The organism is Daejeonella sp. (genome assembly GCF_049655485.1).
Lineage (GTDB): Bacteria > Bacteroidota > Bacteroidia > Sphingobacteriales > Sphingobacteriaceae > Daejeonella.
Genome location: NZ_JBASJU010000122.1, coordinates 22,598 through 29,154, shown reverse-complemented (window position 1 = coordinate 29,154; position 6,557 = coordinate 22,598). Strand labels below are relative to the sequence as shown.

Sequence of the window (6,557 nt, the reverse complement as noted above, 5' to 3'; positions counted from 1 at the left end):
ACCCCCGGTTCACCATTTAAAGCATCTATTTCCAGCCCGGAATCATCAGCAAAGCAATTGAGATGAAAGCGATCATAGATATAATGGCTTTTTTGTCCCGCATTAGCTTCAAACGTTCTTCCCGTTTCCGGGATCTCATCCGTACACGATATGTCATTAAGACTTTTTAAGATGAATTTGTCCCCGGCGATAGCCTGGATCTCATCCACTTTGTGCTGATTATTACTTGCAAACACTAATTCCATCAGAAATCTTTCATTACGTTCCAGAACTCCCGTTTTTTGTCTGTATTGGCACTCATTTCTTCCAGGCCGAAGGTGGCCAGGACTTTAACATCCAATTGTTTTTCCGGCTGATTTGCCCCCATGGGAGGCAGGCCAAGCCGTTGGGGATTTATGCCAAAAAGGGCGGCTTTACTAATGCTGAAAAAATCCTTTAGCTGTCCAAAGGTAGAGTCCGGATATTGAGCTAAATTGAGGATAGCAATGTCGCGGAGTTCCAGTTTCTTTGCAGCCATAATCTTCATCAGCATCTCTTTATGGGGAGTATTAAGATTCTTATGGGTATTATCATCCACGATGATCAGAAAATAACGGTTATTTTCTCCGATATAATCGAAGCTCGCTTCCTTTAATCCCTCTTCCGCTATTTCGCTGACCGATCCCTGTACGTTTTTTTCGACGACTACCGGTTCAGATTCTTTTTCAACAGCTATCGTTGCAGATTCTTTCTCAACAGCTACCAGTTCAGACACTACTAACACCTTCTCCACCTGCACCGCATCACCAAGGTTATATAAATCTTCATTCATCAAAAACCGTAATGCATTAATATTATGTGTAATCAGTTTCTCCATCTGTAGCTATTTACTTTAAACACCCCCTTACCTTTCAGTTTTCAGTTTTCAGTCTTCAGTTATCACCTTTCACCTTCCACCTTTCACCTTTCACCTTTCACCTCATCTTCCCCCGCAAAGGTAAAACCATCTGTTAAATTTAGTTAAATGAAACCGCCTTATTTCCGAAAACCTTAACTTAGATGCAATTCAGTAAAAAGGTAGATATTCAGCAATTCAGGTATCAGAATAATTATCTTGAGATATCATCTCCCAGGATTTACTCGTTAATCATGTGTTAAAACAAGGATTAAATGCCAGCTAATTTTTTAATTCATTGATTAAGGAATTTTATCGATAATTTTGCAGAATTAACCCATGAGCTGGCCTCTTCGGCTGGCTATTATTTTTGTAGGGTTGAACGAGTTAAAAAGCGCAGAATGATCTGCTAAAAGAGAATGAGAATACAAGAAATGAAAAAGACCTTTGGCTTAATAGCTGCATTACTGCTAATTAGCCTCGCGCAGGTGAATGCGCAAAATACTGTTCCCGGTACTCAAAAATCATTGGATAAAGTTGTAGCCGTTATTGGCAGCTCTATTATTCTGCAATCGGAAATCGATATGCAATACGCTCAGTATCTGTCACAGGGCAATCCGGATAATGCAGATGTCAGATGTGAAATCCTGCAGGGATTGATTTCTCAGAAAATACTTGGGCAGCAAGCTATTATTGACTCCATCGCGGTAACGGAAGATGATATAGACAATGAAATTGACCGGCGTCTGCGGAGCAGTATTGCTCGTGCTGGCGGACAAGAGCGCCTCGAGGAATTTTTAGGTCGGTCCCTGATTCAGTACAAGGATGAAATCAGGCCAGACATTAAGGAGATGCTTATCGCAAATAAAATGCAGGGAAAAATCACTGAAAACGTGGCGGTTACCCCTTTAGAGGTAAGACGTTATTTTGAGGCTATTCCCAAAGACAGCCTGCCATTCTTCAATACAGAGGTTGAAGTGGGAGAGATTGTAATTCATCCCGAAATGAATGATCTTGAGAAAGAAGCTTTTCGCGATAGAGCAGAAGCTTTGAGGTTGAGAATAAAGGGAGGTGAGGATTTTGCGACCCTTGCGCGCTTGTATTCACAAGATCCTGGCTCAGCACGTGAGGGTGGGGAACTTGGTTTTGTGGACCGCACAAGTTTGGTAAAGGAATTTGCCGCAGTAGCGTTCAAACTTAAACCCGGGGAGCTTTCTCAGGTGGTTGAAACAGAATTCGGGTTTCACGTTATCCAGTTGATCGAGAGGCGTGGGGAGCAGGTTAATGTACGTCATATCCTGATTAAAACAGAAGCAGTTCCTGCAAGTTTAGTACGAGCAAAGGCCCAGATCGATAGTATTTATAATAACGTGCTGAATAAGAAGATTGTCTTCGGTACTGCAGCTTCTTTGTATTCTGATAATAACGACACTAAATATAATGGTGGGATGATGCTTAATGCAGAGAACGTTCAAAGCCGTACTACTTTTATTCCATCTGATAAACTTGATCCTGCAGTATTCCTTACAGTGGATACAATGAAAGTTGGAACGATATCCCAGCCATCCTTATTTACTGCTCCTGATGGAAAAACAGGCTATCGAATTCTTTATCTTAAATCGAAAACAGGCCCGCATCAGGCTAATCTTGAGCAGGATTATCCTAAGATTAAGGAAGTGGCTTTTGAAGATAAAACTAACCGTACTATTAGTGAGTGGTTTGAAAAACGCAGAAAAATCACCTATATTAAGATCGATTCGGAATTTCAAACCTGTTCGGAAATATCGACCTGGACCACTGCCCAAAATTGACATATGAAGAAATACGCAACCGATGTTGAAGCCGTAGATGCGCTGCATAGTGCCTATAAAGAAATCAGAGACGAGATCGGACAGATCATTGTTGGGCAGGACGAGGTTGTTAAGTCAGTATTAATTTCAATTTTCAGTAATGGCCATTGCTTGCTTGTAGGTGTACCAGGTTTGGCAAAAACCCTCCTGGTACAAACTGTAGCTCAGGTTCTTGATCTTTCTTATAACCGTATACAGTTTACGCCCGACCTGATGCCTTCAGATATCATCGGATCAGAGATTCTCGGAGAAGACCGTACTTTCAAGTTTATTAAGGGGCCCGTGTTTTCTAACATCATCCTGGCTGATGAGATCAACCGTACCCCTCCTAAAACTCAGGCTGCATTGCTTGAAGCCATGCAGGAAAAGGTTGTAACAGTAGGCGGTGAAACTCACGTGCTTCCGAAGCCTTTCTTTGTTCTGGCCACCCAGAATCCCATAGAGCAGGAAGGTACTTACCCCTTGCCAGAAGCACAGCTGGATAGGTTTATGTTTAATGTTTCTTTAACTTATCCTACTTTTGAACAGGAACTGCAGGTTGTGAGAAATACAACCGCGAATCGTGAAATTACATTAAGGAAGATATTGAATTCTTCTGAGATAAGCTATTTCCAGCAGCTTGTTAGGAATATACCAATCACGGATCATGTATTGGAGTATGCTGTTTCCCTGGCTGCTAAAACCCGTCCCGGGACTGTCACGGCAACCGATGAAGTAAATAAATTTATAAGCTGGGGTGCAGGTCCGCGTGCCTCGCAATTCCTGGTGTTGGGAGCTAAATGCCATGCCGCCATTACCGGTAAATATTCTCCGGATATGGAGGATGTTCAGGCTGTAGCGGAGTCTATCTTAAGACACCGGATAGTGCGCAATTATAAAGCAGAGGCAGAAGGAATCAGTACTGAAAAGCTGATCAGCAACCTGCTTTAGTTCTCTAGTTTTCTATCACTTCAATATTGGCGATAAAAGCACTCTTGTGTTCATCTGAATAGGTACCGTAAGCGTCTATCATAATCCCTTTGTGACCGTCTTTGCTCTCAATAGCATAAATAACTGAGTTATCATCCGGGTCGCTCATGCCTTCAAAACGGTAGTATTCCGTGATCTTGAGGTCCTCTGCACTGAATTTCTCATCTATTTTGCTGCAGAATAAACAGGCGTTATCGTAATCGAAATCATAATCATAGCCGCGACTGCGGAGTCCGTTTATAGCTTCGACGAGGTTGGGGTAGTTTTGGGGACTGCTCATGGTAAAGTGAAAGGTGAAAGGTGAAAGGTGAAAGGTGAAAGGTCGGCCATTATCAACTCTCCATTTTCAACTCTTAACTTGAACTACACTAATATAACTATTCTTAGACATTAAAGAAGCCTTATAAAATGTCCGATAAAATCTAATCCGCTGGCGAAAACAACTCCACAATCACATTCCATTTAAACCCTTCCTGGGATTCCCAAATCCGGACATAATTGTATTTAGCTGTCGTGTTATTGCGGGTTATTTGAGCAGTGCCGTAAGAGTATGCCAGATCGCTCCCTATGGAGCGGTCAGCATCAACCGACTCTGAAAAGATATTTATTCCCTGGTCGTAGATAAATTTCTTGATGTTTTCCTTCCCGATTATTGGTTCTGACCCTGGAAATAGCAAACGGGCGTTTTCACCGATGAATGAATGATAGCCTAAAGCAGAACTTTTTTTAAGCGCACTGGCAAAGAGCCGATCGGTAGCCATAATCATTTCTTCCCGCTGCTTCAAGCGCACCGGAGAAAGTTGCCTGAAAAACCTCAAGTCTTTTGGATCAGTAAAATTTAGCTGTGGTTCAATCTTTGGTTTAGGGTGCGGGGTTCCTATATCAAGGGCAAGTTTCCATATGCCCCGGTTAGTCGCGCGCCAGATCGACAAATATTGACCATACGATTTTGAGCTGTCGCTAAAGTCAGTATAAATATACGGACCTGTGGTAAAGCCCCAATCACCGCTTCTTGAAATCCGCGCATAGGAAGGTTCCCAAATCAGCTCCCCGGGATCCGCTTGTTTTTTATCGTAAAATTCTTCCGCACTTACCGGCTGGGGCCTGAACACCAGGGTTTCATCATCAGATACTCTTAAAAAAGCTTCTCTTAATCCATTTTCTTTAGCTTTTGCAGCAAAGTAATTCTCCGCTGCTACTAATGAACTAACTTTCCCGGTGCTTACCTGCCCGAAAGTGTTTAATGTAATTGATACCAGTAAAACGATTATAGCAGTAGACCACTTCATTCAAACCTATTTTTTTATTCTCATTTACATTAATAGTGCCATTATTGAGTTTTCACCTTTCACCTCTCTATTGTCTGCTCCAGGTAGTATTATTATCCTTATTATCCTTCAACTGTATCCCCAGTGAATTCAGCCCTATCCGGATTTTATCGGAGGTAGTATAATCTTTATTCAACTTTGCTTCAGAACGCAGGCTGATAATAAAGTCCATTATTTTGCCCATGTCGTCTGTCTGATGATCTTCTTCTTTCAATCCAAGCACATCAAGCACGAAATCATTCATCAGCATTTGGAGGGCATCGATATCCGACTGTGTTGCTGCAGCTTTGCCGTCATAAATACTGTTTATGGTATGTGCTGCCTCAAAAAGTTCAGCAATCAGTACAGGGCTGTTAAAGTCATCATCCATAGCTGCGTAGCAGCGCTTAGAAAGGTTAGCTACGTCAATAGTAGAACTTGCCGAAGGGGATAACTTGCTAAGTAGCCCGAATGCATTCATCAAACGTTTAAAGCCCTTGTCGGATGCCTCCAGCGCATCATTGGAAAAGTCGAGAGTACTTCTGTAATGCGCTTGCAACATAAAAAATCGAACGGACATGGGGGAGAAACCCCTGCTAAGAAGCGGATGGTTCCCGGTGAAAAGTTCTCCGGGAAGGAAACCGTTGCCCTTCGATTTCGACATCCTTGTTCCATTAACTGTCAGCATATTGGTATGCATCCAGTACTTTGCAGGCTGTACATGATTACAAGCCTGCGACTGCGCTATTTCATTGGTGTGATGGGTTGCTGCAAGGTCCATTCCACCGCCGTGAATATCGAAACTGTCGCCAAGGTATTTACTGCTCATTGCCGAGCATTCAATATGCCAGCCCGGAAAGCCAACTCCCCAGGGCGATGGCCATCTCATAATGTGTTCAGGTTTCGCTTTAATCCATAGTGCAAAATCAAGCCGCCCGCGTTTTTCATTCTGCCCGCCAAGCTCCCTGGTGTTTTCCAGTAAGTCATCTAGCTGCCGGTTGGTGAGGATGGTATAGTTATATTCTTTACAATATTTCTCGACATCAAAATAGACTGTTCCACTTACTTCATAGGCATATCCATTCGCGATGATCTGTTTGACCATTTCTATTTGCTCGATAATATGCCCTGTTGCCGTAGGCTCTATACCTGGAGGAAGCGCATTGAACAGGCGCATCATATCATGAAAACCTATGGTATACTTCTGCACAATCTCCATAGGTTCAAGCTGCTCCAGCTTAGCCTTTTTAGCAAATTTATCATCCCCTTCGTCCCTATCCCCTTCAAGGTGCCCCGCATCGGTGATATTACGCACATAACGCACTTTATAGCCTGAGTGAAGCAGATAGCGGTAGATAAGGTCAAACGAAACGAAAGTCCGGCAATTACCTAAATGCACATCGCTATAAACGGTCGGCCCGCACACGTACAAGCCCACCATCGGAGGATTTATAGGTTCGAACTTCTCTTTGTTTCGGGTAAGGGTGTTATAAATGACCAGGTTGCTATCCATGCTGCAAACTTAAATATTGAAAATCGATTTTAGGGATACAGGGC

At 42.8% G+C, this 6,557-nt stretch carries 7 protein-coding genes; 2 read left to right on the top strand and 5 right to left on the bottom strand.

The genetic code is table 11. From position 1 onward, the window contains the following. Together WBJ10_RS05055 and WBJ10_RS05050 are read right to left on the bottom strand one after the other, a co-directional pair. A partial coding sequence (locus WBJ10_RS05055; protein ID WP_424288439.1) for a non-canonical purine NTP pyrophosphatase occupies nucleotides 1–245 on the bottom strand: 245 nt, incomplete at its 3' end. Next, the gene (locus WBJ10_RS05050; RefSeq protein WP_424288438.1) at nucleotides 245–856 is read right to left on the bottom strand and encodes a hypothetical protein; all 612 of its coding nucleotides are present in this window, start codon (nucleotides 854–856) and stop codon (nucleotides 245–247) included. The genes WBJ10_RS05055 and WBJ10_RS05050, both read right to left, overlap by 1 nt. A 437-nt stretch (nucleotides 857–1,293) precedes the next feature. Between WBJ10_RS05050 and WBJ10_RS05045 the strand changes: the two genes are divergently transcribed. Further along, entirely contained in the window at nucleotides 1,294–2,685 is a 1,392-nt protein-coding gene (locus WBJ10_RS05045; RefSeq protein ID WP_424288437.1) for a foldase protein PrsA, read from the top strand. Nucleotides 2,686–2,688: 3 nt separating this feature from the next. Next, complete coding sequence (locus tag WBJ10_RS05040; protein WP_424288436.1) at nucleotides 2,689–3,654, top strand: AAA family ATPase; 966 nt, start codon at nucleotides 2,689–2,691, stop codon at nucleotides 3,652–3,654. A 4-nt stretch (nucleotides 3,655–3,658) separates the two neighbouring features. Here the strand turns inward: WBJ10_RS05040 and WBJ10_RS05035 are convergent, their stop codons facing one another. From WBJ10_RS05035 to cysS, 3 genes are all read right to left on the bottom strand, one after another. Further along, nucleotides 3,659–3,973 carry a phosphoribosylpyrophosphate synthetase gene (locus WBJ10_RS05035; protein WP_424288435.1) on the bottom strand — a complete coding sequence of 105 codons (315 nt, stop codon included), beginning with the start codon at nucleotides 3,971–3,973 and terminating at the stop codon, nucleotides 3,659–3,661. A gap of 142 nt (nucleotides 3,974–4,115) precedes the next feature. Beyond that, nucleotides 4,116–4,982, bottom strand: a complete 867-nt coding sequence (locus WBJ10_RS05030) for a nuclear transport factor 2 family protein (protein ID WP_424288434.1) — start codon at nucleotides 4,980–4,982, stop codon at nucleotides 4,116–4,118. A 67-nt stretch (nucleotides 4,983–5,049) separates the two neighbouring features. Beyond that, nucleotides 5,050–6,513 carry a cysteine--tRNA ligase gene (gene cysS, locus WBJ10_RS05025; protein WP_424288433.1) on the bottom strand — a complete coding sequence of 488 codons (1,464 nt, stop codon included), beginning with the start codon at nucleotides 6,511–6,513 and terminating at the stop codon, nucleotides 5,050–5,052. Between the last annotated feature and the right edge of the window lie 44 nt (nucleotides 6,514–6,557).

Bases quoted from the DNA above. Each gene is read 5' to 3' on its own strand.
- WBJ10_RS05045 (WP_424288437.1), top strand. From the start codon at position 1,294: ATGAGAATACAAGAAATGAAAAAGACCTTTGGCTTAATAGCTGCATTA.
- WBJ10_RS05040 (WP_424288436.1), top strand. From the start codon at position 2,689: ATGAAGAAATACGCAACCGATGTTGAAGCCGTAGATGCGCTGCATAGT.
- cysS (WP_424288433.1), bottom strand. From the start codon at position 6,513: ATGGATAGCAACCTGGTCATTTATAACACCCTTACCCGAAACAAAGAG.
- WBJ10_RS05030 (WP_424288434.1), bottom strand. From the start codon at position 4,982: ATGAAGTGGTCTACTGCTATAATCGTTTTACTGGTATCAATTACATTA.
- WBJ10_RS05035 (WP_424288435.1), bottom strand. From the start codon at position 3,973: ATGAGCAGTCCCCAAAACTACCCCAACCTCGTCGAAGCTATAAACGGA.
- WBJ10_RS05050 (WP_424288438.1), bottom strand. From the start codon at position 856: ATGGAGAAACTGATTACACATAATATTAATGCATTACGGTTTTTGATG.